This is a genomic window from Duganella sp. GW821-FHT01E12 (assembly GCF_059422325.1).
In genome coordinates, this window is record NZ_JBWKWR010000001.1 from 987672 (window position 1) to 1010945 (window position 23274).

General features: G+C 65.2%; 23 protein-coding genes. 17 read left to right on the forward strand and 6 right to left on the reverse strand.

The genetic code is table 11. From position 1 onward, the window contains the following. The first annotated feature begins 75 nt into the window (after positions 1–75). The 6 genes from AC07WS_RS04255 to AC07WS_RS04280 all read left to right on the forward strand — a co-directional run bounded on the left by AC07WS_RS04255 (position 76) and on the right by AC07WS_RS04280 (position 7218). Positions 76–804, forward strand: a complete 729-nt coding sequence (locus AC07WS_RS04255; protein ID WP_494727837.1) for a Crp/Fnr family transcriptional regulator — start codon at positions 76–78, stop codon at positions 802–804. Next, positions 801–2519: a hybrid sensor histidine kinase/response regulator gene (locus AC07WS_RS04260; RefSeq protein ID WP_494727838.1), complete on the forward strand. Its 1719-nt coding sequence runs from the start codon at positions 801–803 to the stop codon at positions 2517–2519. Before AC07WS_RS04255 ends, AC07WS_RS04260 begins: the two co-directional genes overlap by 4 nt. Beyond that, the gene (locus tag AC07WS_RS04265; protein WP_494727839.1) at positions 2516–3325 is read left to right on the forward strand and encodes a response regulator; all 810 of its coding nucleotides are present in this window, start codon (positions 2516–2518) and stop codon (positions 3323–3325) included. Before AC07WS_RS04260 ends, AC07WS_RS04265 begins: the two co-directional genes overlap by 4 nt. A gap of 109 nt (positions 3326–3434) precedes the next feature. Next, on the forward strand, positions 3435–5015 hold the full coding sequence (locus tag AC07WS_RS04270) for an NYN domain-containing protein (RefSeq protein ID WP_494727840.1): 1581 nt from the start codon (positions 3435–3437) through the stop codon (positions 5013–5015). 89 nt (positions 5016–5104) lie between these two features. After that, positions 5105–5956, forward strand: a complete 852-nt coding sequence (locus AC07WS_RS04275) for an MOSC domain-containing protein (protein WP_494727841.1) — start codon at positions 5105–5107, stop codon at positions 5954–5956. An 80-nt stretch (positions 5957–6036) separates the two neighbouring features. Beyond that, a complete protein-coding gene (locus AC07WS_RS04280; RefSeq protein WP_494727842.1) occupies positions 6037–7218 on the forward strand; it encodes a GGDEF domain-containing protein in 1182 nt (393 codons plus the stop codon). 188 nt (positions 7219–7406) lie between these two features. Here the strand turns inward: AC07WS_RS04280 and AC07WS_RS04285 are convergent, their stop codons facing one another. After that, on the reverse strand, positions 7407–9389 hold the full coding sequence (locus AC07WS_RS04285; RefSeq protein ID WP_494727843.1) for a monovalent cation:proton antiporter family protein: 1983 nt from the start codon (positions 9387–9389) through the stop codon (positions 7407–7409). 127 nt (positions 9390–9516) lie between these two features. On the opposite strand from AC07WS_RS04285, the gene AC07WS_RS04290 reads away from it, so the two are divergent. From AC07WS_RS04290 to AC07WS_RS04335, 10 genes are all read left to right on the forward strand, one after another. Next, the gene (locus AC07WS_RS04290; protein ID WP_494727844.1) at positions 9517–10515 is read left to right on the forward strand and encodes a KpsF/GutQ family sugar-phosphate isomerase; all 999 of its coding nucleotides are present in this window, start codon (positions 9517–9519) and stop codon (positions 10513–10515) included. Continuing rightward, a complete protein-coding gene (locus AC07WS_RS04295; RefSeq protein ID WP_494727845.1) occupies positions 10515–11045 on the forward strand; it encodes a KdsC family phosphatase in 531 nt (176 codons plus the stop codon). The genes AC07WS_RS04290 and AC07WS_RS04295 overlap by 1 nt, the downstream gene beginning before the upstream one ends. Positions 11046–11057: 12 nt before the next feature. After that, complete coding sequence (gene lptC, locus AC07WS_RS04300; RefSeq protein ID WP_494727846.1) at positions 11058–11651, forward strand: LPS export ABC transporter periplasmic protein LptC; 594 nt, start codon at positions 11058–11060, stop codon at positions 11649–11651. A 28-nt stretch (positions 11652–11679) separates the two neighbouring features. After that, entirely contained in the window at positions 11680–12279 is a 600-nt protein-coding gene (gene lptA / locus AC07WS_RS04305; RefSeq protein WP_494727847.1) for a lipopolysaccharide transport periplasmic protein LptA, read from the forward strand. Between the two features lie 2 nt (positions 12280–12281). Further along, positions 12282–13034 carry an LPS export ABC transporter ATP-binding protein gene (lptB, locus tag AC07WS_RS04310; protein WP_020704452.1) on the forward strand — a complete coding sequence of 251 codons (753 nt, stop codon included), beginning with the start codon at positions 12282–12284 and terminating at the stop codon, positions 13032–13034. A gap of 5 nt (positions 13035–13039) precedes the next feature. After that, entirely contained in the window at positions 13040–14518 is a 1479-nt protein-coding gene (locus AC07WS_RS04315; protein WP_494727848.1) for an RNA polymerase factor sigma-54, read from the forward strand. Between the two features lie 77 nt (positions 14519–14595). Then, positions 14596–14955, forward strand: a complete 360-nt coding sequence (hpf, locus tag AC07WS_RS04320; protein WP_117014394.1) for a ribosome hibernation-promoting factor, HPF/YfiA family — start codon at positions 14596–14598, stop codon at positions 14953–14955. Between the two features lie 91 nt (positions 14956–15046). Further along, positions 15047–16132 carry an enoyl-CoA hydratase/isomerase family protein gene (locus AC07WS_RS04325; protein ID WP_494727849.1) on the forward strand — a complete coding sequence of 362 codons (1086 nt, stop codon included), beginning with the start codon at positions 15047–15049 and terminating at the stop codon, positions 16130–16132. A gap of 6 nt (positions 16133–16138) precedes the next feature. Then, positions 16139–16603, forward strand: coding sequence for an Lrp/AsnC family transcriptional regulator (locus AC07WS_RS04330; RefSeq protein WP_494727850.1), 465 nt, complete (start codon positions 16139–16141; stop codon positions 16601–16603). A 96-nt stretch (positions 16604–16699) separates the two neighbouring features. Further along, positions 16700–17074 carry a VOC family protein gene (locus tag AC07WS_RS04335; protein ID WP_494727851.1) on the forward strand — a complete coding sequence of 125 codons (375 nt, stop codon included), beginning with the start codon at positions 16700–16702 and terminating at the stop codon, positions 17072–17074. 6 nt (positions 17075–17080) lie between these two features. On the opposite strand, the gene rapZ is transcribed toward AC07WS_RS04335, so the two are convergent. The 5 genes from rapZ to ilvA form a co-directional block, all read right to left on the reverse strand. Further along, positions 17081–17941 carry an RNase adapter RapZ gene (gene rapZ / locus AC07WS_RS04340; protein ID WP_494727852.1) on the reverse strand — a complete coding sequence of 287 codons (861 nt, stop codon included), beginning with the start codon at positions 17939–17941 and terminating at the stop codon, positions 17081–17083. A gap of 194 nt (positions 17942–18135) precedes the next feature. Continuing rightward, entirely contained in the window at positions 18136–19071 is a 936-nt protein-coding gene (hprK, locus tag AC07WS_RS04345; RefSeq protein WP_008444515.1) for an HPr(Ser) kinase/phosphatase, read from the reverse strand. Between the two features lie 66 nt (positions 19072–19137). Continuing rightward, positions 19138–19620, reverse strand: a complete 483-nt coding sequence (locus tag AC07WS_RS04350; RefSeq protein WP_161087239.1) for a PTS sugar transporter subunit IIA — start codon at positions 19618–19620, stop codon at positions 19138–19140. A 330-nt stretch (positions 19621–19950) separates the two neighbouring features. After that, a complete protein-coding gene (gene queF / locus AC07WS_RS04355) occupies positions 19951–20784 on the reverse strand; it encodes an NADPH-dependent 7-cyano-7-deazaguanine reductase QueF (protein ID WP_494727853.1) in 834 nt (277 codons plus the stop codon). A 62-nt stretch (positions 20785–20846) separates the two neighbouring features. Then, positions 20847–22382, reverse strand: a complete 1536-nt coding sequence (gene ilvA / locus AC07WS_RS04360) for a threonine ammonia-lyase, biosynthetic (RefSeq protein ID WP_494727854.1) — start codon at positions 22380–22382, stop codon at positions 20847–20849. A 268-nt stretch (positions 22383–22650) separates the two neighbouring features. On the opposite strand from ilvA, the gene AC07WS_RS04365 reads away from it, so the two are divergent. After that, on the forward strand, positions 22651–23142 hold the full coding sequence (locus tag AC07WS_RS04365; protein WP_494727855.1) for a YqaA family protein: 492 nt from the start codon (positions 22651–22653) through the stop codon (positions 23140–23142). Positions 23143–23274: the final 132 nt, after the last annotated feature.

Genomic DNA, 23274 nt, shown 5'->3' on the forward strand with positions numbered 1-23274 from the left:
GTGTTACCCTGTGTGACGGCCTTCGTTAGCCGTCCCCGCCCCCGCCTAGTTGACGACTGGAACAAGGACCGTTTCATGCGTCTCAACGACCCCAACCAGAACCACCTGCTGGCCGCGCTGCTGGACGCGGAGTTCGCCCGCCTGTCGCCCTACCTTGAACCGATCATGATGCGGCTGGGCGACGTGCTGTATGAATCCGGCGGCAAGCTCGATCACGTGTATTTCCCGACCTCGGCCATCGTCTCGCTGCACTATGTGCTGGAGAACGGCAGCTCGTCCGAGATCGCCGGCGTCGGCAACGAGGGCATCCTCGGCATCTCCCTGTTCATGGGCGGCAACACCACGCCCAGCCGTGCCGTGGTGCAGACCGCGGGCCATGGCTACCGCCTCAAGTCGCACATCCTGATGGAAGAGTTCAACCGCGCCGGCCCGGTCATGCGCCTGCTGCTGCGCTACACCCAGGCGCTGATCACGCAGATGTCGCAGACGGCGATCTGCAACCGCCATCACACGCTGGAGCAGCAACTGTGCCGCTGGCTGCTGCTGACGCTGGACCGCCTGCCCACCAGCGAGCTGACCATGACCCAGGAGTTGATCGCCACCATGCTGGGCGTGCGGCGCGAAGGGGTGACGGTGGCGGCCGGCCGCCTGCAGGCCAAGGGCTACATCAGCAACCGGCGCGGCCATATCTCGGTGCTGGACCGCATCGGCCTGGAAGGCGACGTCTGCGAATGCTATGACGTCGTCAAAAAGGAATTCGCCCGTCTGATGTCGGACGTGCGCCAACGCCAGGGGGCGCAATGACCGTCATCCCACATTCCGAGGGCCCGCTGCTCAAGGCCGACGCGCTGCAGATGGCGATCCACAACAGCGCCAATTTCTCCAGCATCGCCACCGACGCGCAGGGCGTGATCCAGATCTTCAACGTCGGCGCCGAGCGCATGCTGGGCTACAGCGCGGCCGAGGTGGTGAACCAGATCACGCCGGCCGGCATCTCCGACGCGCAGGAAGTGATCGCGCGCGCCGCCGCGCTCAGCATCGAGGCCGGCGTGACCATCCTGCCGGGCTTCGAGGCGCTGGTGTTCAAGGCCTCGCGCGGCATCGAGGATATTTACGAGCTGACCTATATCCGCAAGGATGGCAGCCGCTTTCCCGCCATCGTCTCGGTCAGCCCGCTGCGCGACGCCGAGGAAAAAGTCATCGGCTATCTGCTGATGGGGACCGACAACACGGCCCGCAAGCAGGTCGAGCACGAACAGGCGCTGCTGGATCAGCGCCTGCGCGAGCAGCAGCTGGCGCTGCAGGAAACCAATGTGGAGCTGGAGGCCGCGCGCGCGCTGGCGGAAACGGCCAACCGCGCCAAGTCGGAATTCCTGTCGGCGATGAGCCATGAACTGCGCACGCCGCTCAACGCGGTGCTGGGCTTTGCGCAACTGCTGGCGTCGGACAAGCCGCCGCCCAGCCCCTCGCAGCAGCGCTCGCTGGACCAGATCCTCAAGGGCGGCTGGTACCTGCTGCAACTGATCAATGAAATCCTCGACCTGGCGATGATCGAATCGGGCAAGGTGACCATGTCGCAGGAATCGATGGGCTTGTCCGAGGTGCTGCGGGATTGCCAGGCGCTGATCGGCCCGCAGGCGGAAAAGCGCGGCATCCGCCTGTTCTTCGCCTCGCTCAGCGAGCCGTTCTTCGTGCACGCGGATCGCACGCGGGTCAAGCAGGTGATGATCAACCTGCTGTCCAACGCCATCAAGTACAACCGGCGCGGCGGCAAGGTGACGGTGGAATGCGCGGCCGGCAGCGAGGGCATGGTGCGCATCAGCGTGAGCGATACCGGGGCCGGCCTGAGCACGGAACAGATGGCGCAGCTGTTCCAGCCTTTCAACCGGCTGGGGCAGGAGGACGGCGCGGAAGAGGGCACCGGCATCGGCCTGGTGGTGACCAAGCAGCTGACGGAACTGATGGGCGGGGCCATCGGCGTGCACAGCGAGATCGGCGTCGGCACCACGTTCTGGATCGAACTGGCCGCCAGCAACGAGCCGGTGCTCGAGACCGCGGCCTACGGCGCGTCGGCCGCGCTGGACGGCCAGGACGGCGTGACGCAGAAGACGCTGCTGTACATCGAGGACAACCCGGCCAACCTGAGCCTGGTGGAGCAGCTGATCCAGCGCCGCAGCGACCTCAAGCTGCTGACCGCGATCGACGGCCACGGCGGCATCCAGCTGGCGCGCGCCTACCAGCCGGACGTGATCCTGATGGACATCAACCTGCCCGGCGTGAGCGGCTACGGCTGCCTGAAGATCCTGCAGGACGACGCCGCCACGGCGCACATCCCGGTGATGGCGCTGTCTGCCAACGCCATGCCGCGCGACATAGAAAAAGGCGTGGAAGCGGGCTTCTTCCGCTATCTGACCAAGCCGATCAATGTGGTCGAGTTCATGGGCGCGCTGGACCTGGCGCTGGCGTTTGCCACCGAACACGGCCACCATCACCCCAGCACCAACGGAAGCGCATCATGATAGACCCCTCTGAAATACTTGGCGCCGAGATCCTGATCGTCGACGACCAGGAAACCAACGTGCTGCTGCTGGAACGGATGCTGGCCAACGCCGGCTACACCCGCGTGAGCAGCACGATGGACCCGTTCGCCGTGTGCGGGCTGCACCAGCAGCACCACTACGACCTGATCCTGCTGGACCTGCAAATGCCCGGCATGGACGGCTTCGCCGTGCTGGAGGCGCTCAAGGATGTCGAGCCGGACGGCTACGTGCCGGTGCTGGTGGTGACGGCCCAGCCCAACCACAAGCTGCGCGCGCTGCAGGCCGGCGCCAAGGACTTCGTCGGCAAGCCGTTCGAGCTGGTCGAGGTGGAGACGCGCATCCGCAACCTGCTGGAAGTGCGCCTGCTGCATCGCCAGCTGCAGCGCTACAACCAGCAGCTCGAATACACGGTGCTGGAGCGCACGGCGCAGCTGCGCGCCAGCGAGGCGCGCTTCCAGCGCTTTGCCGAACTGTCGAGCGACTGGTACTGGGAACAGGACGCCGACGGCGTGCTCAGCCACTGGGCCGGGCCGGTGGCGGACATGGTGGGCATAGGCGGCGGCGATGCCGGCGGCTGGGACGTCGCCGAGCGCGCGCTGCTGGAGTCGAACATCGCCGAGCGCAAGGCCTTCCTGGACTTCGTCTACAGCCGCACCCTGGGCGGCGTGGTGCAATATCTGCAGGTGAGCGGCGAACCCATGTTCGACGACACGGGCCGCTTCGCCGGCTACCGCGGCGTCGGCCGCGACGTCACCGCGATGGCGGCCATGTTCACCCGAAAATAGGCGCGGGCCGTGCGCTTAGTCGCGCGCGGGGCTTTGTTGGGTATAATCGTCGGATTGCAAGCGTCTGCCTTCCGCACCCGCCTCACTCCTCACTAGAAAAATACTCTTCATGGCATCTTCCAACGATAACGTCAGCATGGCGCTGTTCTGCGATTTTGAAAACGTGGCGCTCGGTGTGCGCGACGCCAATTACGACAAGTTCGACATCAAGCCGGTGCTGGAACGTTTGCTGCTCAAGGGCAGCATCGTGGTCAAGAAGGCGTACTGCGACTGGGACCGCTACAAGGCGTTCAAGGCGCCCATGCACGAGGCCAACTTCGAGCTGATCGAAATCCCGCACGTGCGCCAGTCCGGCAAGAACTCGGCCGACATCCGCATGGTGGTCGACGCGCTCGACCTGTGCTACACCAAGTCGCACGTCGACACCTTCGTCATCATTTCCGGCGATTCCGATTTCTCGCCGCTGGTGTCCAAGCTGCGCGAGAACGCCAAGAAGGTGATCGGCGTCGGCGTCAAGCAGTCGACCTCGGACCTGCTGGTGGCCAACTGCGACGAGTTCATCTTCTACGACGACCTGGTGCGCGAGAGCCGCCGCGCCAAGCGCGAAGCGAACAACGAGGCCAAGCCGGTGGTCAAGCGTTCGCCGGAAGAGGAGCGCATGCGCCGCGAAGAAATGGACAAGCGCCGCAACCAGGCGGTGGAAATCGCCGCCAACACCTTCGAGGCGCTGGTGTCCGAGCGCGGCGACAGCGGCAAGATCTGGGCCTCCGTGCTGAAGGAGGCGATCAAGCGCCGCAAGCCGGACTTCAGCGAGTCCTACTATGGCTTCCGCACCTTCGGCAACCTGATCGAGGAATGCAAGGCGCGCGGCCTGCTGGAATTCGGCCGCGATGAAAAGTCCGGCGCGTATGTGTACCGCGGCACCGGCGTGCCGACCCCGGGCCTGCAGGTGAGCGAGGCGCCGGCGGACGGCGCGCAGGGCGAGGCGCAGGATGGCGGCAAGCAGGAATCGCGCCGCAGCCGTGGCCGTGGCCGCACGGCGGCCGAGCGCTTTGCCGAACGTCAGGCCGAGCGCCTGGCGCAGCAGGCGCGCGTCGCCCAGCCTGCCGAGGACGAGGCCGAACAGGAAGCGCCGGCCTATGTCGAGCCGGAACAAGTGGCTGGTCAGCAGGAAGCGGCGGCGGAACCGGCGGCAGAGTCCGAGCGCGGCCGTGGCCGTGGACGCGGCAATCGTGGCGGACGCAAGCAGGCTGAGCGCCAGGAGCGCGCCGAGCCTGTCGCCGAGGCGCCGGTGGTCATCGAGGCGGCTGTTGAGTTGCCGGTCGCGGCCAGCGAGCCGGTGGTCGCCATCGAGGCGCCGGCCAAGAAGAAAAGCGGCCAGAAACCGCCTGCACGCAAGCTGAAAGAGGCGGCCAAGCCGAAGGCCGAGGAGGCCGCTTCGGCCAAGGGCGCCAAGGGCGGCAAGAATGCGCGCGGCGGCAAGGGCGTGGCGGCGGCCGGCGAGCAGCCGGCAGCGCCCGCGGCGGCGGCGGTCGAAGCCCCGGCGCCAGCCCCGGCACCGGCCGACGCCGAAGCCGCGCCGGCCGCCAAGCCTGCCAAGGCCAAGGCGGCCGCCAAGCCGGCCCGCAAGCCGGCGGCGCCACGCGCGCCGCGTCCGCCCAAGGCCGCGGCAGCCAAGGCCGAGGAGTAATCCCGGACGGGCAGGGCGGGCCGTCAGCGGCCCGCCCCGGCTGATCGTATAATGGCAATGTTTTCATCTGCCTAACGACGGTGCCGAGCATGCCTATTCTCTCCGAAATCACGCTGTATCCGATCAAATCCTGCGCCGGCATCCCGCTGCAGGAGGCCACGCTGACCGTCACCGGCCTGATGACCGGACAAATCTACGACCGCGAATGGATGGTGGTCGACGGCGCCGGCGTCTGCCTGACCCAGCGCGACCATCCGCGCATGGCGCTGATCACGCCCAGCCTCAAGGGCAGCACGCTGGAACTGCGCGCGCCCGGCATGCTGCGGCTGGAAATCCCGCTCGACCTGCCCGACCCCTATCTGGCGCCCACCCTCACCACCCAGGTCTGGGACGACACCGTGCTGGCCTACGACTGCGACGACCTGACCGCCGAATGGTTCAGCCAGGCGATCGGCGTGCCGTGCCGGCTGGCGCGCTTCCACGCCAAGGCCGAGCGCGCCGTCAGCCAGAAGTGGACCAACGGCGTGGCCGCCACCACCATGTTCTCGGACGGCTACCCGCTGCTGGTGGCCGGCGCCGCCTCGCTGGACGACCTGAACGACAAGCTGCGCCGCGCCGGCCGCGATCCCCTGCCGATGAACCGCTTCCGCCCCAACCTGGTCGTGGCCGGCATCGAAGCGTTCGAGGAAGACTACGTCGAATCGTTCCAGCTGGGCGACGCCTTGCTGAAACCGGTCAAGCCCTGCTCGCGCTGCCCGATGCCGTCGGTCGACCAGGCCACCGGCCAGTTCGGTCCCGATCCGCTGGACATCATGCAAAGCTACCGCGCCAAGGCCGAGCTGGACGGCGCCCTGTGTTTCGGCATGAACAGCATCCTGATCGCCGGCGAGGGCCAGCAGGTGCGGGTGGGGCAGGAAATCGTCGTCACGCTGGCGTTTTAACGCGGCCAGGCATTCCCAATCAGCAAAAGTTGGCGTAATGTGGCAATGGATATGAAACCAGCTGATGGGTAAGGGTAAATATGACGCAAACTGCAACAGGCAAGTTATCGCCGCAGACTGACCACGCCGCGCGCGCGGTGGATCTGGCGGCCGAAAACCAGGCCCTGCGGGCGCGCATGGCTTACCTGCTGGAGCAGGCCGAGCGCAACCACTCCATCATGACGCGCCACCAGGCCTTCGACCTGGACATCGTCAGCGCCGCCAATTTTCCCGAACTGATAGGCACCATCTTCCGCGTGCTGCCGGTGATCTCCGAGCTCGACAGCGTGACCCTGACCCTGGTCGACGAGGACGCCGACATCCGCACCGTCATGCTCAAGCTGGACGTGGTGTTCGAGGAATTCCCCGAGCTGATCTTTGTGGAATCGCTGGACGGTCTCGGCTTCGACCTGGGCCAGCGCACCGTCTACACGCCGGCGCCCAAGCCGCTGCTGGGCATGTACGACGCGCAGCGCCATGCGACGCCGTTCCCGCAGCCGCCGGCCGGGCTGCAAAGCGTGGCGCTGGTGCCGCTGCTGCGCAACAAGCGCATCATCGGCAGCCTGAACCTGGGCAGCTGCGACCCGACCCGTTTCACGCCGAGCCTGGGTACGGACTTCATCGAGCACATGGCGTCGATCATCGCCATCTGCCTGGAAAACGTCATCAGCAACGAGATGCTCAAGTACATCGGCCTGACCGATTCGCTGACGGGGGTGTACAACCGGCGCTACATCGACCGGCGTCTGTTGGAAGAGATCGCCCGTGCGCGGCGCCAGCAGTATCCGATCTCGTTCATGTACATCGACATCGACCACTTCAAGCGCGTCAACGACACGGTCGGCCACGGCGGCGGCGACGACGTGCTGCGCGAAGTGGCGACCCGCATCAAGAGCGAGCTGCGCACCTCGGACGCGCTGGCGCGTTTCGGCGGCGAGGAGTTCGTCGTGCTGCTGATCGACGCCAACCTTGAAAGCGCCGCCTTCGTGGCCGAGCGCATCCGCGCCAGCGTGGCCGGCAGCATGATCGCGCTGTCGCAGGAATTGCAATTGTCGGTCACGGTATCGATCGGCGTGGCCTGCCTGAATCCCGGCGAAGCCGAGGGCGACCCGGCGGCCGTCGCGCGCGCCTGGGTGGCGCAGGCCGACACGCTGCTGTACGTCGCCAAGGAAACCGGCCGCAACCGCGTAGTGAGCCGCGCCGAAGGCGGGGGTCAAGTCTGACATTCGGACACGGCCTCTGCCGTAGCGCCGCCACAAAGCTGGGGTCAAGTCTGACATTCGGACACGAGCTCTGCCGTAGCGCTGTGCTAGGGCAGAGCTCGTGTCCGAATGTCAGACTTGACCCCCAGCCAACGGCAGAGCCCGTGTCCGAATGTCAGACTTGACCCCACTGTTTTGACCCCACTGTTTTAGCGCAGCAGGCGCTGCTCGGCGCGGTTGACGGCCTCGGCCGTGCCGCGCAGCACCACCACGTCGCCCGCCTCCAGCACCAGCTCCGGCGCCACCTCCAGCCGGCCCTTGCCGCGCCGGATGCCGCTCACCTCGGCACCCGCGCCGGCCACGTCGATCTCGCCCAGCGACTTGCCCACGCCGGCCGCGCTATCGCGCAGCGTGACCGAGTGCAGCCGCTCCATATCCGCCTCCTCGCCGGCGTCGCTGGCGCCGTGGAAGTAGCCGCGCAGCGAGGCGTAGCGCTCCTCGCGCGCCGTCTGCACCCGGTGCACCACCCGCCGCAACGGCACGCCCAGCATTACCAGCGCGTGCGAGGCCAGCATCAGGCTGCCCTCCATCAGCTCCGGCACCACCTCCGCCGCGCCGGCCGCCTTCAGGCGGTCGAGGTCGGTATCGTCGTGCGAGCGCACGATCACCGGCAAGGTCGGCGCCAGCTCGTGCACCAGGTGCAGCACCTTCAGCGCCGACGGCGTGCTGGCGTAGGTGATCACCACCGCGCTGGCGCGGTAGATGCCGGCCGCCACCAGGCTCTCGCGCCGCGCGGCGTCGCCGTAGGAGACGTTGCGGCCTGCCGTCTGCGCCTCCTGCACCCGCTCCGGATCCAGGTCCAGCGCGTGGTAGTCGATGTTTTCCTCGGCCAGCAAGGTCGCCAGGCTCTGCCCGCTGCGGCCGAAGCCGCACACGATCACGTGCTTGTTGGTGGACATGGTGCGGCTGGCGATCTTGGTCAGCGCCAGCGACTGCATCATCCATTCGTTGCTGGAGACCTTCATCACGATCCGGTCCGACTTGGCGATGATGAACGGCGCCACCAGCATCGACAGCACCATCGACGCCAGCACCACCTGGATGATGAGCGGATCCATCAGATGGCTGCCGCCCGCCAGGTTCAGCAGCACGAAGCCGAACTCGCCGGCCTGCGCCAGCGCCAGGCCGGTGCGCATCGACACGCCGTCCGAGGCGCCGAACAGCTTGGCCAGCCCGGCGATCAGCGCGAACTTGAGCAGCACCGGCCCCGCCAGCAGCACCAGCACCAGCCACCAGTGCGTCATCACCAGCCGCACGTTGAGCAGCATGCCGATGGTGATGAAGAACAGCCCCAGCAGCACGTCGCGGAAGGGCTTGATGTCCTCCTCCACCTGGTGCTTGTATTCGGTCTCGGAGATCAGCATGCCGGCCACGAAGGCGCCCAGCGCGAGCGACAGGCCGGCGCGCTCGGTGATCCAGGCCGCGCCCAGCGTGATCAGCAGCAGGTTGAGCATGAACAGTTCCTGCGAGCGCCGCTTGACCACCACCGTGAACCAGCCGCGCACCAGCTTTTGGCCGAAGAACAGCAGCAAGGCCAGCACGATCACGGCCTTGAGGCCGGCCCAGGCCAGCGTCTCGACCAGCGCGTCCGGCCGCTGGCCCAGCGACGGGATCAAAATCAGCAGCGGCACCACGGCCAGGTCCTGGAACAGCAGGATGCCGATGATCTTGCGGCCGTGCGCGCTTTCCAGCTCCAGCCGCTCGGTCAGCATCTTGGAGACGATGGCGGTGGACGACATGGCCAGCGCGCCGCCCAGCGCGAACGAGGCTTGCCAGCCGATGTGGATGGCCGGCGGCAGCTGGGTCGCGATGGCCCAGCCGAACACCATGGTGGCGGCGATGGTCAGCACCACCTGCGCCATGCCCAGCCCGAACACGATGCGGCGCATGGCCATGAGTTTGGGCAGGGAGAATTCCAGCCCGATGGAGAACATCAGGAACACCACGCCGAACTCGGCCAGCGAGTGGAAGGCCTCGCTCGACTCGGCCAGGCCCAGCGCGTGCGGGCCGATCAGGATGCCGACCGCCAGATAGCCCAGCATGGGCGGCAGATGCATCATGCGGAAGGCCACCACGCCCAGCACCGCGCTGCCCAGCAGCAACAAGGTCAATTCCAAAGGTGTAAACGTCATATCAACATAGCCAGAAAATATTATTTCGTTGTTTGTGGGCTGTAGCGGCCCTTATGTTGTTACTGGCAAGTTTTTTGCTTTCTCAATTCGGCTATACTTGGGCATGAGTGTAACCCATGAAAAAACAATGCTGAAAGCTTTTGACGCAAATATGGCCGCGCATGCGTTGCGCCTTGCCCGCGACACCCTGCAGAACGAGGCCGAGGCCATCGCCGCCCTCAACGCCCGCCTGGACGCCGACGACAGCGTGGTGCAAGCCATCGAGCTGCTGCTGAACTGCAAGGGCCGCGTGGTCGTGTCCGGCATCGGCAAGTCCGGCCACATCGGCCGCAAGATCGCCGCCACGCTGGCCTCGACCGGCACGCCGGCGCTGTTCGTGCATCCGGCCGAGGCCGCCCACGGCGACCTCGGCATGGTCACCGCCGACGATGCCTTCATCGCCATTTCCTATTCCGGCGAAAGCGCCGAGCTGATGACCATCCTGCCGGTGGTCAAGCGCATGGGCAGCAAGGTCATCGCCATGACCGGCAAGCCCGGCTCCAGCCTGGCCGACATCGCCGACGTCCACCTGAACGTGGCCGTGGCCAAGGAAGCCTGCCCGATGAATCTGGCGCCGACCACCTCCACCACCGTCACGCTGGCGCTGGGCGACGCCATCGCGGTCGCGCTGCTGGACCTGCGCGGCTTCAAGGAGGAGGACTTCGCGCGCTCCCATCCTGGCGGCGCGCTGGGCCGCCGCCTGCTGACCCACGTGCGCGACGTCATGCGCAGCGGCGACGCCGTGCCCAAGGTTACCGCCGACGTCAAGCTGACCGACGCGCTGCTGGAGATCACGCAGAAGGGCATGGGCATGACCGCCGTGGTCGACGCCGACGACAAGCCGATCGGCGTGTTCACCGACGGCGACCTGCGCCGCATGATCGAGAAGGTTCAGGACTTCACCAAGGTCGTGATCCGCGACGTCATGCACGCCAACCCGCGCAGCATCTCGCCGGAAAAGCTGGCGGTCGACGCGGTCGCCGTCATGGAACAGTTCCGCATCAACCAGATGCTGGTGACCGACGCCGACGGCAAGCTGGTCGGCGCATTGCACATCCACGACCTGACCCGCGCCAAGGTGATCTGATGACGGACTTAACGTATGTGGAACGCGCCGCGCGCGTCAAGCTGATGATCTTCGACGTCGACGGCGTGCTGACCGACGGCAGCCTGCACTACGGCGCCGACGGCGAGGCGCTCAAGACCTTCAACGTGCACGACGGCCTGGGCATCAAGCTGCTGCAGGAGTCCGGCGTGCAGACCGCCATCATCAGCGCGCGCACCTCGCCGCAGGTGATCAGGCGCGCGGCCGACCTCGGCATCGGCTTCCTGCACCAGGGCGGCCACGACAAGCTGACGCCGTTCAACGCGCTGCTGGAAAAGACCGGCCTCACCGCCGAGCAGGTCGGTTTCATCGGCGACGACGTGGTCGACCTGCCCATCCTCACGCGCGTCGGCTTCGCGGTGGCCGTGCCGAACGGCCGCGCCGAGGTGCTGGAGCGCGCCCACCACACCACGGTGGCCGCCGGCGGCCGCGGCGCGGTGCGCGAGGTGTGCGAGCTGCTGCTGCACGCGCAGGGCAGCTACGAGCGCGTGATGGCGCAGTTCCTGGTTTGACGGGGAGCGAGCATGCATAAGCGAACAGCCCACCGCTGGCAGTTGACCATCGTGATGGTGGTCGGCGTGTTTGTCGCCGTCGGCAGCTTCTGGCTGGTGCAGGTGGTCAACCAGGCCGGCCAGGAAGCGCAGGCCGACCAGCACCGCAACGAGCCGGACTACATCATCGACCGCTTCAGCCTGGTACGCATGAACAAGACCGGCCAGCCGGCCTACATCATCTCCGGCGAAAAGCTGACCCACCGGCCGATCGACGACGCCTCCGACATCGACAAGCCCTATGTGCACAGCCTGTCCGCCGACCAGCCGCCGATGAATATGCATGCCGACACCGCCCATGTCGACCAGGGCAATACGCGCGTCAAGCTCAATGGTAATGTGGACGTGGTGCGCCCGGCCACGCCGAAGGCGCAGGCGCTGCGCATGACGACCTCGACCTTGACGGTGTACCCGGACGAGGAACGGATGGAAACCACCGCGCCGGTGGCGCTGGAAATCGGCAACGCCACCGCCAACGGCGTCGGCATGAAGGCCAACAACGCCACCCGCGAAGTGCAGCTGGGCGGACGCGGGCAGCTGGTGCTGCCGCCGCGCCCCGGCCATTGAAGAACCAACGATGATGAATGGAATGATGATGAAAAAATTGATGTTCTCGGCCGCCGTGCTGCTGATGGCGGCCTGCGCCGCCCACGCGGAAAAGGCCGACTCCACCAAGCCGACCACGATCCAGTACGACGATCTGCAGATCGACGACGTCAAGCAGGTCAAGACGCTGATCGGCAATGTGATCCTGACGCGCGGCACGCTGCTGCTGAAGTCGCCCAAGGCGGTGATGACCACCGACCCCGAAGGCTACGACTTCGTCGTGCTGACCAGCACGCCCGGCACGCCCGCCACCTTCCGCCAGAAGCGCGACGGCGCCGGCGACCAGTGGGTCGAGGGCGAGGCCGAACGTATCGAGTACAGCAACAAGACCGACCTGGTCAAACTGTTCTCCAAGGCCAAGGTGCGCCGCCTCGAAGCGGGCCGCCTCAGCGACGAGGTCAACGGCGAGTTCATCTCCTACGACAGCCGCAAGGAACAGTTCGCCGTGAAGAACACCGTCACCGGCGAGAGCAAGCCGGGCGCCGGCCGCGGCACCATGGTGATCCAGCCGACCATCCGCCCGGCCGCGCCGGCCACCGCGCCTGCAAGCACGCCGGCCGCGTCCACGCCGCCGGCCACGGAGAAGTGAGCATGGAACCATCCTGCGGTAGCACCCTGATCGTACGCGGCCTGCAAAAGACCTACGGCAAGCGCCAGGTCGTGCATGACGTCTCGCTGCAGGTCGAATGCGGCGAAGTGGTGGGCCTGCTCGGCCCCAACGGCGCCGGCAAGACCACCTCGTTCTACATGATCGTCGGCCTGGTGCCGTCGGACGCCGGCAGCATCGACATCAGCGGCACCGACATCTCCTCGCTGCCCATCCACCGCCGCGCCTCGCTCGGCTTGTCCTACCTGCCGCAGGAAGCGTCGGTGTTCCGCAAGCTGACGGTGGAAGAAAATATCCGCGCCGTCCTCGAAATCCAGAAAGTGGACGGCAAGCCTTTATCCAAGGCTGCCATTGATGAACGGCTCAATACCCTGCTGGCCGATTTGCAGATCGAAAAGCTGCGCGAGAACCAGGCGCTGTCGCTCTCGGGCGGCGAGCGCCGCCGCGTGGAGATCGCGCGCGCACTGGCGACCAACCCGCGCTTCGTGCTGCTCGACGAACCATTCGCCGGGGTCGACCCGATCGCCGTGATTGAGATCCAGCGCATCGTGCGCTTCCTCAAGGAACGCGGCATCGGCGTCCTCATTACCGATCACAATGTGCGCGAGACGCTGGGCATCTGCGACCGCGCATATATCATCAACCAGGGCACGGTATTGGCTTCAGGCCGGCCAGACGACATCATCGCCAACGAATCGGTGCGTCGCGTGTATCTGGGTGAACACTTCCGTATGTAAAACCCATGAAACAGTCTTTGCAACTGCGCACGTCGCAGCACCTCGCGCTGACGCCTCAGCTGCAGCAGTCGATCCGGCTGCTGCAACTGTCGACGCTGGAGCTGCATCAGGAACTGGAACAGCTGCTGACCGATAATCCGCTGCTGGAGCGCCTCGACGACCCGCTGGACCGCTCGCTGCGGCTGCTGTCGGACGGCGCCATCAGCCAACAAGCCCCGGTCGGCGACGCGCCGCCCGAAGGCCCGCCCAACGCCCAGGAAGCCCCTGCCGCCGACGCCGACAACTACGACGGCCCGGCCGCCGACACCGAAAGCACCAGCAGCGACGCCGACGTCGACTGGAGCGACGCCGGCCGCAGCAAGGCGCCCGACGACGAGGATTCGCGCCCGCAACTGGAGGCCAGCCACTGCACGCTGCGCGAGCACCTGATGGAGCAGATGCGCGTGACGGTGCTGGAGATGCGCGACCGCGCGCTGGTCGAGCTGATCATCGACGCGCTGGACGAGAACGGCTACCTGGAGGAATCGCTGGACGAGATCCACGCCCGCCTGCCGGAGGAGCTGGAGGTGGACCTCGACGAGCTGCGCACCGCCTTGTCGCTGCTGCAAAGCTTCGACCCGATGGGCGTGGGCGCGCGCAACGCGTCCGAATGCCTGGCGCTGCAGATCAAGCGCCTGCCGGGCATACCGATGGTGACGCGGCGCATGGCGCTGGCCATCGTGGAAAATCATTTGACCTGGTTCGCCCAGCGCGACTTCAACAAATTGAAGAAGGCGTTGGTGTGCGACGACGAGGATTTGCGCGAAGCACAAACCGTCATCCGCCAGTGTAATCCGCATCCGGGCTCGGCGTTCGCGTCGGACGTGTCGGACTACGTGGTGCCGGACGTGATCGTCAAAAAAGCGCGCAACGGCTGGCAGGTCAGCCTCAACAACGACGTCATGCCGCGCCTGCGCGTGAACGCCATGTACGCCAACCTGCTCAAGCAGGGAAAAGGCGAGGGCGCGATGGGCGCGCAGCTGCAGGAAGCGAAGTGGCTGATCAAGAATATGCGCCAGCGTTTCGACACGATTTTGCGCGTCGCACAAGCGATAGTAGAACGACAAAAGAACTTTTTCTCCCATGGCGCGGTTGCCATGCGCCCCCTTGTGCTTCGCGAAATTGCTGATACACTGGGTCTACACGAGAGCACTATTTCTCGCGTAACAACTCAAAAATATATGCTGACCCCGCATGGCATGTTTGAGTTGAAATATTTCTTTGGTAGCCATGTCGCCACCGAAGCGGGGGGGGAAGCAAGTTCGACGGCGATACGCGCACTCATTGTGCAATTGACAGGAGCAGAAGACCCGAAAAATCCTTTATCCGACAGTAAGATTGCGGACATGCTGGGAGAACAAGGCATGGTGATTGCGCGACGAACTGTTGCCAAATATCGCGAAGCGTTGAAGATCCCGCCAGTCAGTCTCCGCAAGTCTTTGTAGTTCCTTGGTTCCTGCGCGCCCGGTAGCAATGGGCCCCGCACTAACCGTAAGAAGCGACATCATCTTTAGGAGTGTGTATGAATCTCACCATCAGTGGACATCATCTCGAAGTGACCTCGGCCATCCGTGAATACGTGCAGAGCAAGCTGGAACGCGTCACCCGCCACTTTGATCAAGTGATTGATATTGCTGTCATCCTGACTGTAGATAACCTTAAAGAGAAAGAGAAACGCCAGAAGGCTGAAATCAACCTGCGCATGTCGGGCAAGACCGTCTACGTGGAAAGCCTGTCCCAGGACCTGTACGCCGCCATCGACACCTTGGTCGACAAGCTGGATCGGCAGGTCATGAAGTACAAAGCCAAGGTCCAAGAGCACGGCCACGATGCGATCAAGCATCTCCCGGATAGCTACGAACCCGCTGCCGCCGCCCTATAACAACGGCCTCGGCACCATCAAACTAAGGGCGCACTGGCGCCCTTTTTTGCGCCCGCATAGAATAGGGTTTTCACCACTATCCTGCGACCTCATGAGCGAATACGTCCACACCAGCGTCAGCAACGGAACCGGCTACATCACGCTGGACCGGCCCAAGGCCTTGAACTCTTTATCGCTGGCGATGGTGCGCGATATCACGCAGGCGCTGATGGCGTGGCGCGACGACAGCGGCATCGCGGCCGTCGTCATCCGCAGCAGCAGCGAGAAGGCCTTCTGCGCCGGCGGCGACATCCGCTTCTTCTACGACGCCGGCCGCGCCACGCCGCAGGGCGGCAGCGCGCTGGTGGAGGATTTCTTCACCGAGGAGTACGCGCTCAACCACCTGATCCATTTTTATCCCAAGCCCTACATCGCGCTGATGGACGGCGTGGTCATGGGCGGCGGCATGGGCGTGGCGCAGGGCGGCCCCGATTGCCGCGTGCGCATCGTCACCGAGCGGACCAAGATGGCCATGCCGGAAGTGAACATCGGCCTGTTCCCGGACGTGGGCGGCAGCTACTTCCTGTCGCGCGCGCCGGGCAAGCTGGGCTGCTATCTGGGCGTGACCGGCGTGACCATCGGCGCGGCCGACGCGCTGCACGCGGGCCTGGCCGACCACTTCGTGCCGGGCAGTGAGATGGCGGCGCTGTCGGCCCTGCTTGACGCGACGCCGGGCGCCGGCTTGCGGGCCGCCATCGCCGCCTTCGCCGCGCCGTTCAAGGACGCGGCGGGCGACAGCAAGCTGGCCGCCGAACGCGCCGCCATCGACCGCCACTTCGGCGCCGGCTCGGTGCCGGCCATCGTCGCCTCGCTCAAGACGGACGACAGCGCCTTCGCGCAAAAAACGCTGCAGGTGATGGCCACGCGCTCGCCGCTGATGATGTGCGTGACCCACGAGCTCATCGAGCGCGGCGCCGCGCTGGACGTCGCCGGCTGTCTGCGCATGGAGCGCACGCTGGTGCGCCACAACTTCGAGGACGGCGAAGTGATCGAAGGCGTGCGCGCGCTGGTCATCGACAAGGACAACGCGCCGCAGTGGAAGCCGGCGTCGCTGGACGAGGTGGACGCCGCCATGGTGCGGCGTTTCTTCGAGCCGGTGTGGCCCGACTACGCCCACCCGCTGCGCCACCTGGACTGAGCGCCGATGACCGTCGAACTGGACCGACTCGATATCCAGATATTGAACCTGCTGCAGGAGGATGCGGCGATCCCGCTGCGGCGCATCGCCGAGCAGGTGCACGCGTCCGCCGCCACCTGCCAGCGCCGCATCGCCCAGCTGCGCGCCAGCGGCGTGCTGGTCAAGGAGGTGGCGCTGGTGGACCGCGTGCGCGCCGGCCGTCCGCTGACCGCCTTCGTCACGGTGCAGCTGGAGCAGCAGAACACCTCGCTGCTGAAGATGTTCGAATCGCTGATGCGCGAGGAGGCCGACGTCATGGCCTGCTACGAGGTGGCGGGCGAGTTCGACTTCATGCTGGTGGTGACGGCGGTGTCGATGGAAGCGTTCCAGGCGTTCACACGGCGCGTGTTCACGTCGAATAACAACGTCAGCAACTACAAGAGTTTGCTGGCCATGAACTGCGCCAAGTTCGAGACCAAAGTGCCTTTGTGAAGATAGAATAATTCTTGCACCGGAGCGGGCGATTTTGCAATTTTGTCTCACGGCCGCTGGGTATGATGGGCCTTCCCAATTCAGGAGGACCGCATCATGATCGACCATGTTTCCATCGGCACCCGCGCACTCCCGCGCGCCACGGATTTCTATACAGCCTGCTTCGCGCCGCTGGGCTATACCTTGCAGCACAGCGACGCCACGCAGGTGATCTACGGCGCAGACGGCGTCTGGAGTTTCTGCCTGTACCCGTCGGCAGGCGAGGGCGCGCTGGCCGGCGACCGCAGCCATGTCGCGGTCACGGCGCCCAGCCAGCAGGCTGCGCGGGAATTCTTCGACGCGGCGATGGGATCGGGCGCGACCGCACTGCGCGAGCCCGGCCCGAGGCCGGACATCAACGAGCGCTATTTCGGCACCATGATCAAAGACCCGGACGGCCACACCATCGAAGTGGTGCACTGGAGCCGATGACCAGGACTACTGCTCGCGGTGGCGCAGGATGACGCGTTCGGATTGCTGGAAGTAGGCCGCCAGCTGCTCGGCCATGTAGACCGAGCGGTGCTGGCCGCCGGTGCAGCCCACCGCCACCGTCAGGTAGCTGCGGTTGTCGGTCTTGAAGGACGGCAGCCATTTTTCGATGAACACGCGGATGTCGTTCATCAGGTCCAGCGCGCTTGGCTGGGCGTTGAGGAACTCGATCACCGGCGCGTCGCGCCCGGTCAGCGGGCGCAGGGTCAGGTCGTAGTAGGGGTTGGGCAGCGCCCGCACGTCGAACACGAAGTCCGCGTCCAGCGGCACGCCCAGCTTGAAGGCGAACGATTCAAAGAACAGGATCAGCGGCGCGCGCTCGATCGCCACCAGGTCCTTGACCCAGGCGCGCAGTTTGTTGGCGCTCAGCTCCGAGGTGTCGATCACATGGCCCAGCTGCTCGATGGCCGAGAGCCGCTCGCGCTCTTCCGAGATGCACTCGATCAGCGTGCGGCGCGCCGCCGGGTTCTGCCCCGGCCGCAGCTCGTGCGACAGCGGATGGCTGCGCCGCGTTTCCGAAAAGCGCGCCACCAGCGAATGCGTGTTCGCGGTAAGGAACATGACCTTGACGTCGTGGCCCTGTGCGCGCAGGCGTTCGACGGCGGCCGGCAGCGTGGCCAGCGATTGGGCGCTGCGCGCATCGACCGCCACGGCCAGCGCCTCCAGGCCGTCCTCGACCAGGGTGTCCACCAGGCTGGCGAGCAGGGCGGGCGGCAGGTTGTCGACGCAATAGTGTCCCGTGTCCTCCAGGACGTTCAGGGCGACGGACTTGCCGGAGCCGGAAATACCGGTAATGAGTACGATGCGCATAGCCCGGGATGATACCGCAGGCCGGCGAAGCTTGCCCATCCTGAGCGCTTTTAGTTTTCGCAATGATGCGAAAAAGCCATGGGGCTTAGTCGCCGCTCATCGCTTGTCGCTGGCGGTGGAGCAGGGAATTCGCGGGGCATCGCCCCGAGCCTGCGGAACGGCCTGCCCATGCATGGGCAGGCTCCTTGGCGCCATCAATCGCCGCTCATGGCCTGCCGTTGCCGTTCCATGAACTCCTGCAGCGTGTCGATGCCGCGCAGTTGCAGGATGGTGTTGCGCACGGCGGCCTCCAGCAGCACCGCGATGTTGCGGCCGGCCGCCACCGGGATCACCACCTTGCGGATCGGCAGGCCCAGCACGTCCTCGGTCGGGAACTGGAACGGCAGGCGCTCCACCTCCTCGTCGGCCGCGCCGCGCCGCACCAGGTGCACGATCAGCTTCAGCCGCATCTTGCGGCGCACGGCGGTCTCGCCGAAGATGGCCTTGATGTCCAGCAGCCCCAGCCCGCGCACCTCCAGCAGGTTCTGCAGCAGCGCCGGGCAGCGGCCCTCGATCATGTTGGGCGCGATGCGCGAAAACTCCACCGCGTCGTCGGCCACCAGGCCGTGCGAACGCGAGATCAGCTCCAGGCCCAGCTCGCTCTTGCCCAGGCCTGAGTCGCCGGTGATCAGCACGCCCACGCCCAGCACGTCCATGAACACGCCGTGCATGATGATGCGCTGGGCCAGCTTCTTGGACAGGTAGACGCGCAGGAAGTCGATCACCTGCGCGGCCGGCAGCGGCGTGGAGAACAGCGGGATGTTTTTCTCGTCGCAGATGGCGAGGATGTCGGGCGGCGTCTCCAGCCCCTGGGCGATGATCAGCGCCGGCGGGCCGCCGGCGATCAGCTCGCCGATGACGTGGGCGCGCGTGAGCGACTTCAGGCGCTGGTAGTAGTTGATTTCCTGGTGCCCGAAGACCTGGATGCGGCCCGGGTGGATGGTGTTCAGGTGGCCGACCTGATCGGCGGCCGAGGCCACGTCGCCGGAGATCAGGCGTTCGCCGCCGGGGAAGCCGGCGAACCAGCCTAGCTGCAAACTTTCGCGATTGTCGTCGTAGAGGCGTTGTATCGTCAGCGGAGTTTGCAGCATGGGTCGTCTTTACAGGAGGATGAACTGGAGCTTAGTTTAACCTATTGTCTGACGACCAAGAAAATCTCAACCTGCCGCTTGCAGGCTGGGCACCCAGTTGATGATGCGCGCATGCACCGATTTCGGATCGGCATCCGTGCTCAGCGCGGTGCGGAAGGCGTCGTCGGAGAACATCTCGGCGATCTCGGACAGGATCTCCAGGTGCTGCTGGGTGACGTGGTCCGGGATCAGCAGGAAGAACAGCAGGTTGACCGGCTTGCCGTCGGGCGATTCGAACGGAATCGGCTCGGCCAGGCGCACGAAGGCGGCCAGCGGCGTCTTCAGGCTCTTCATGCCCTTGATGCGGCCGTGCGGCACGGCGACGCCATGGCCCAGTCCGGTCGAACCCAGGCGCTCGCGCGCGAACAGGTTGTCCGACACGGTGGAGCGGGCGATGCCGCAGTTGTTTTCGAAGATCAGGCCGGCCTGCTCGAAAGCGCGCTTCTTGCTGGACACTTCCAGATCGAGCTGCACGTTTTCCAGTGAGAGTATTTTGCTAAGGTTATTCATAACGCGACATAAAATGTTGCAACGCACAAAGGTGGCATGCGAGCAGAATTATAGGCTTGTTTCTGCGCCATGTAACATGAAATCGCTCGCGCCGGTCGTTGTGTTTATGTCAGCCAGCCGGCGCGCGGGCTGGGCTGTATTTGCAGCAAAGAAAGGAATCGCTATTTCTGAATAGAAATCACGGAAAACGCCGGTTTTTCGCCAGGGTCTGGGGCGAATTTCCGATTATTTGCGCGTTTTCAGGCCGGTGTGGCCGTATGGCGCCAGACCGGACGCCATCTGTATATCATACGCCTGATTTTTCCGGTTTGATTGGAAAAAGTGCCAGACCTATTGACGTGCGCCACGAAGATTGGACGGCTTCTGGGCGCTGCTGAAGTTGCTGCGCCAGGGGTTGATGTCGAGCCCGCCGCGCCGCGTGTAGCGGGCGTACACCGACAGCTGCTGGGGCTGGCACTGGCGCAGGATGTCGGTGAAGATGCGCTCGACGCACTGCTCGTGGAACTCGTTGTGCTCGCGGAAGCCGATCAGGTAGCGCAGCAGGCTTTCCTGGTCGATCTGCGGGCCGGCGTAGTGGATCTGCACGCTGGCCCAGTCCGGCTGGCCGGTGACCAGGCAGTTCGACTTGAGCAGGTGCGAGATCAGCTTCTCCTCGACCGGCTCCTCGTCCAGCGCCGCCTTGAGCAGCTCGGGCGCCGGGCTGTAGTGGTCGACGTCGATGTCCAGCCGGTCCAGCAGCAGGCCGTCGAGCTCGCCCATCTCCACCATGCCGAATTCCTCCGGCTGGGTCAGCGACAGGTGGACGGTGGCGCCGAAGCCGTTCGACAAATCCTGCTGCAGCAGGCTCTTCAGCGCGACCACGCTGTCGAGGCGGGTTTGGTTGAAGGAGTTCAGATACAGCTTGAAGGACTTCGACTCGATGATGTTGGGCGAATCGGCCGGCACCGTGATGCGGGCGATCGCCACCTGCGGCTTGCCGCGCGCGTTGAGCCACGAGATTTCGTAGGCGTTCCAGATGTCGACGCCGAAGAAGGGCAGGGTGCCGGTCAGGCCCAGTTCGTCGCGCTTGCCCTGGCGCGCGATCGGGAACAGCAGCTCCGGCGCGTAGTCGGTGCGGTAGGCGGAGGTTTTTCCCAGCGGGGACAAGTCGACGGTGTTGGTCATGGCGGTCTGTGTGATTCGGTGAAGGACGGCATGGTAGCGCAAACCATGCCGTCGTGCTGCGCTTAGCCCAGGAACAGCTTGTACACGGGATTGGCGCTCTCGTCCCAGTAGCGGTAGCCCAGCGTGGTGAGGAATTGCGCGAACTGGTCCATTTCCTCCGGCGGCACCTGCAGGCCGATCAGGATGCGGCCGACGTCGCCGCCCTGGCTGCGGTAGTGGCACAGCGAGATGTTCCAGTTCGGCGCCATCGAATTGAGGAAGCGCATCAGCGCGCCCGGACGCTCGGGGAATTCGAAACGATACAGCAACTCGTCCTTGGCCAGCGCGCTCTTGCCGCCCACCAGATGGCGGATGTGGGCCTTGGCCAGCTCGTCGTGGGTCAGGTCCAGCGTCTTGAAATCGTGCTGTTCGAAGGTGCGCGCCAGCGCGCCCGACTCGCCGCGGTCGGCGATCTGCACGCCGCAGAACACATGGGCCTCGTCCTTGTCGCTGATGCGGTAGTTGAACTCGGTGACGTTGCGCGGGCCGACCAGCGCGCAGAAGCGCTTGAAGCTGCCGCGCTGTTCCGGCAGCGTGACGGCGAACACCGCCTCGCGCGCCTCTCCCAGCTCGGCGCGCTCGGCCACGAAGCGCAGGCGGTCGAAGTTCATATTGGCGCCGCTGGCGATGGTGATCAGCGTCTCGTTCTTGACCGGATCCTTGGTCAGCGCAGCGCGCTCGACATAGGCCTTGGCGCCGGCGATGGCCAGCGCGCCGGACGGCTCCAGGATGGAGCGGGTGTCGCTGAACACATCCTTGATGGCCGCGCTGATGGCGTCGGTGTCGACCAGGATGATGTCGTCCACATACTGCTGCACCAGGCGGAAGGTTTCCTCGCCGGCCAGGCGCACCGCCGTGCCGTCGGCGAACAGGCCGACGTCGGCCAGCGTCACGCGCTCGCCGGCCTTGACGCTGCGCGCCATGGCGTCGGAGTCCAGGCTCTGCACGCCGATGATCTTGATGTCCGGGCGGATCTGCTTGACGTAGGCGGCGATGCCCGAGATCAGGCCGCCGCCGCCGATCGGCACGAAGATCGCGTGGATGGGGCCGGAATGCTGGCGCAGGATTTCCATGCCGATGGTGCCCTGGCCGGCGATCACATCGGGATCGTCGAACGGATGGACGAAGGTCAGTTTCTGTTCCTGCTCCAGCAGCAGCGCGTGGTTGTAGGCATCGGTATAGGACTCGCCGTGCAGCACCACCTCGACATCGGCGCCGCCGCGCGCCTTGACCGCCTCCACCTTCACCTGCGGGGTGGTGGTGGGCATCACGATGACCGCGCGGCAGCCCATGCGGGCCGCCGACAGCGCCACGCCCTGGGCGTGGTTGCCGGCCGAAGCGCAGATCACGCCGCGCTTGCGCTGGGCCTCGCTCAGGTGGGCCATCTTGTTGTAGGCGCCGCGGATCTTGAAGCTGAACACGCTCTGCATGTCCTCGCGCTTGAAGTAAATTCGGTTCTCGAAGCGCTGCGACAGCGTCGGCGCGAGTTCCAGCGGGGTTTCAGTAGCGACGTCATAGACGCGCGCGGTCAGGATTTTCTTCAGATAGTCGATAGTCATGGTCTGCAAACGTAGTCATTCCGGGGGCTGGGGTCAAGTCTGACATTCGGACACGGGCTCTTCTGTAACGGGAACGTTACGGAAGAGCCCGTGTCCGAATGTCAGACTTGACCCCACAAGCTTTGCTCATTCAGTGCTAACTATCCGGCGTGTGACCGGGTGAAGCAGGGGCGCGGGCCGCGCGCGGATGGGCGGGCGACCGGACTGTTCAATCATGCGGTGTGCGACTCATTATAATGGACACCTTTCCTTCCGCTCAAAGAAACCGATGATCGAATCTGCAATCGCCTGGCTGCTGCACCTGTTGGCGGCGCCGGAAGTGGGCCTGACATCGGTCTTCATCATCAGCCTGGTCTCGGCCACCTTGGTCCCGCTGGGATCGGAACCGGCGGTGTTTGCCGTCGTCAAGGCCAACCCGGCCATGTTCTGGAGCGTGATCGGCGTCGCCACCATCGGCAACACGCTGGGCGGCGCCATCGATTACTGGATGGGCTACCAGGCCAAGCAATCCTTCGCCAGGGAACGCAAGAGCCGCTGGTTCCACTGGCTGGAACGCTACGGCGCCAAGACCATGCTGCTGGCCTGGCTGCCCGGTATCGGCGATCCGCTGTGCACGCTGGGCGGCTGGCTCAAGCTGCCGTTTTGGCCCAGCATCGCCTACATGGCGGTCGGGAAACTGCTGCGCTACCTGACCATGACCTCGCTGCTGTTGTACGTGCCGGACGGGGTTTGGCACCGGATCGGCCAATTGCTCGGCTAATTTGGTGCAAGCTATCATATTGCCATAAGCCTCGGCGTGTGAATTTCGTTCAGTTTTATACCGGCTATTTATCCGTTATTGCCAAGAAAATCCGGAATTTGCAAATTTTTGGTGGGTTGTCGACAGCTCGAT

Bases quoted from the DNA above. Each gene is read 5' to 3' on its own strand.
- AC07WS_RS04255 (WP_494727837.1), top strand. From the start codon at position 76: ATGCGTCTCAACGACCCCAACCAGAACCACCTGCTGGCCGCGCTGCTG.
- AC07WS_RS04260 (WP_494727838.1), top strand. From the start codon at position 801: ATGACCGTCATCCCACATTCCGAGGGCCCGCTGCTCAAGGCCGACGCG.
- AC07WS_RS04265 (WP_494727839.1), top strand. From the start codon at position 2,516: ATGATAGACCCCTCTGAAATACTTGGCGCCGAGATCCTGATCGTCGAC.
- AC07WS_RS04270 (WP_494727840.1), top strand. From the start codon at position 3,435: ATGGCATCTTCCAACGATAACGTCAGCATGGCGCTGTTCTGCGATTTT.
- AC07WS_RS04275 (WP_494727841.1), top strand. From the start codon at position 5,105: ATGCCTATTCTCTCCGAAATCACGCTGTATCCGATCAAATCCTGCGCC.
- AC07WS_RS04280 (WP_494727842.1), top strand. From the start codon at position 6,037: ATGACGCAAACTGCAACAGGCAAGTTATCGCCGCAGACTGACCACGCC.
- AC07WS_RS04285 (WP_494727843.1), bottom strand. From the start codon at position 9,389: ATGACGTTTACACCTTTGGAATTGACCTTGTTGCTGCTGGGCAGCGCG.
- AC07WS_RS04290 (WP_494727844.1), top strand. From the start codon at position 9,517: ATGCTGAAAGCTTTTGACGCAAATATGGCCGCGCATGCGTTGCGCCTT.
- AC07WS_RS04295 (WP_494727845.1), top strand. From the start codon at position 10,515: ATGACGGACTTAACGTATGTGGAACGCGCCGCGCGCGTCAAGCTGATG.
- lptC (WP_494727846.1), top strand. From the start codon at position 11,058: ATGCATAAGCGAACAGCCCACCGCTGGCAGTTGACCATCGTGATGGTG.
- lptA (WP_494727847.1), top strand. From the start codon at position 11,680: ATGAAAAAATTGATGTTCTCGGCCGCCGTGCTGCTGATGGCGGCCTGC.
- lptB (WP_020704452.1), top strand. From the start codon at position 12,282: ATGGAACCATCCTGCGGTAGCACCCTGATCGTACGCGGCCTGCAAAAG.
- AC07WS_RS04315 (WP_494727848.1), top strand. From the start codon at position 13,040: ATGAAACAGTCTTTGCAACTGCGCACGTCGCAGCACCTCGCGCTGACG.
- hpf (WP_117014394.1), top strand. From the start codon at position 14,596: ATGAATCTCACCATCAGTGGACATCATCTCGAAGTGACCTCGGCCATC.
- AC07WS_RS04325 (WP_494727849.1), top strand. From the start codon at position 15,047: ATGAGCGAATACGTCCACACCAGCGTCAGCAACGGAACCGGCTACATC.
- AC07WS_RS04330 (WP_494727850.1), top strand. From the start codon at position 16,139: ATGACCGTCGAACTGGACCGACTCGATATCCAGATATTGAACCTGCTG.
- AC07WS_RS04335 (WP_494727851.1), top strand. From the start codon at position 16,700: ATGATCGACCATGTTTCCATCGGCACCCGCGCACTCCCGCGCGCCACG.
- rapZ (WP_494727852.1), bottom strand. From the start codon at position 17,941: ATGCGCATCGTACTCATTACCGGTATTTCCGGCTCCGGCAAGTCCGTC.
- hprK (WP_008444515.1), bottom strand. From the start codon at position 19,071: ATGCTGCAAACTCCGCTGACGATACAACGCCTCTACGACGACAATCGC.
- AC07WS_RS04350 (WP_161087239.1), bottom strand. From the start codon at position 19,620: ATGAATAACCTTAGCAAAATACTCTCACTGGAAAACGTGCAGCTCGAT.
- queF (WP_494727853.1), bottom strand. From the start codon at position 20,784: ATGACCAACACCGTCGACTTGTCCCCGCTGGGAAAAACCTCCGCCTAC.
- ilvA (WP_494727854.1), bottom strand. From the start codon at position 22,382: ATGACTATCGACTATCTGAAGAAAATCCTGACCGCGCGCGTCTATGAC.
- AC07WS_RS04365 (WP_494727855.1), top strand. From the start codon at position 22,651: ATGATCGAATCTGCAATCGCCTGGCTGCTGCACCTGTTGGCGGCGCCG.